The organism is Mesorhizobium sp. M7D.F.Ca.US.004.03.1.1 (genome assembly GCF_003998635.1).
GTDB lineage: Bacteria > Pseudomonadota > Alphaproteobacteria > Rhizobiales > Rhizobiaceae > Mesorhizobium > Mesorhizobium loti.
The window spans coordinates 1-1,860 of the sequence record NZ_RZQG01001070.1; the positions used below are offsets into that span (position 1 = coordinate 1).

Here is a 1,860-nt window from a genome sequence, read left to right on the forward strand (position 1 = left end):
GTTCGGTGGAGAAGCGGCCGGCGCGGTCTTGCGGAACCCGCAGCTCAAGCTTGCCGAGCCGCGTGACAAGGTGCGACCGTAATAGCCAGAGCGATAGCCCAGACGCTCCGGCGTGCGCTCGCTCTTCGAAGCACCCAGCTCGTCCATCTCGGCCTCGAGCACCTCCTGCATCACGGCGCGGATCACCTCGTGCAATCCATCCGGGTTCGAAAGCAGAATGTCTTTGACGGCGGCGCTGGTCAATTTACCTTCTGTCTTGGTCATGGTGGCATTCCTTCCAGGGAATCGGTGACATTGAACATCACCAGCCTGCCATGATCGCCCTTTCTCAGCGAATTTGCAGAACTCTCAGAACACTACCATTCAGCGCGTCGCTCACCGCAACACCCGGCGCGGGAACACCGGAGATCGTCGCCGAATTCAGCTGCTGGAATGCGCGACCGAGCGCGGCCGCAAGACCGCCGACCAAGCTGGCATTCCTTCAGGCAGCCAATGGTTTGTCGGACCATCTCTTGCTGCTTTGTTGCCTGTCTCCTCGTCGGAGGGTGCGGGCCCAAGCCCAAACGAACCAGTTCAGGACCGCACCGCACCACGCTACGGAAGCAAACCAACCAACGGTTAGTCAGTGAGCCCCATCAACCGAGGCAGGAACATTGAAAACCCCTCCACATACGTAATGATCAGCATGGTCGTGGTTAAGATGGCGATCATTGGGAGTAGGGGGCGAATGGTCTTCTCAATGGGCAAACGTGTAACCGCGCATGCTGCAAAAAGACAGACGCCCACAGGCGGCGTTGCCATTCCCAACGCGATGTTCGACTCAACCAGAATGCCGAAATGGATTGGTTCAACCCCATAGGATATCGCGATTGGCGTGAGAATTGGCATCAGGATCAGCAAGGCAGGAACAGTGTCCATGAACATGCCGATTACGAAAAACAATGTTTGGACCAAAAGTAAAAACACGTACTTGTTGGGGGATATCGCCTCGATTGCAATCGCCAATGCAGTTGGAACTCGCAATATTGTCATGGCGTAGGCAATTACGGCGCCCATTGCGATAACAAAGAATACGACCCCACTTATCTCGATGGTGTTAACAAATATGCGTGGAAATTGTGATATGGAAAGATCGCGGTATACGACAAGCACAAGAATTAGACCATAAGCAACTGCTACCGCCGCCGCTTCCGTTGGCGTGAAAGCACCGGTCAAAATACCCCCAAGGATAATCACTATCATGAAAATTGCTGGTGTCGCCTTGAAGACGGTTGCAACCTTCAACCTCCACGGAAGTTTAGACTGTTTGATGCCATACCCATTTTTCCAGGCAATGAAGATGACGAGAGACATCAACCCCAAGCCATTGATGAGCGCTGGGATGATGCCCGCCGCGAACAGCCCGGCGATAGAGATGTTTGCGATGACGCCTATCAAAATGAGGTCGATTGTCGGTGGAATCAACGTCGCGGTGGCACCAGAAGCTGCGAGCAACGCGGTACTGAAGGAGATCGGGTAACCTTGTCGGGTCAGTTCGGGCAAGGTGGCCCTGCCAATGGCCGCAGTGTCGGCTGTGGACGACCCGGAAATGCCGTGAAAGAACATCGCCGAAGCAACAATTGTTGCGCCCAGACCGCCAGGCTGTCTGCCAATAAGAATGTTGGCGCAATCGATCAGCCGTCTTGCGATTCCGCCCTCGGCCATCAGGACGCCGACAAAGACGAACAACGGAATGGTCAGGAACGGAAATGAGTCCAGGGATCTGAAGATTTGTTGGGGGACGATAACCAGCAGGTCGAAGGATCCGAAGCCTACCCAGACGCCCACCACGCCAGCGCCGAGAAGAGCTATAGCGATTGG

2 protein-coding genes and 1 pseudogene are annotated in these 1,860 nt (G+C 55.1%); all 3 read right to left on the reverse strand.

Going from position 1 to position 1,860, the window contains the following annotated elements; all coding sequences use genetic code 11:
* Nucleotides 1–264 (reverse strand): annotated as a pseudogene (locus EN935_RS33955) (transposase); the annotation flags it as partial.
* Between the two features lie 64 nt (nt 265–328).
* Nucleotides 329–469, reverse strand: a complete 141-nt coding sequence (locus tag EN935_RS41095) for a hypothetical protein (protein WP_164757796.1) — start codon at nt 467–469, stop codon at nt 329–331.
* Nucleotides 470–618: 149 nt separating this feature from the next.
* On the reverse strand, nt 619–1,860 hold a 1,242-nt coding region (locus EN935_RS33960; RefSeq protein ID WP_164771604.1), incomplete at its 5' end, for a TRAP transporter large permease.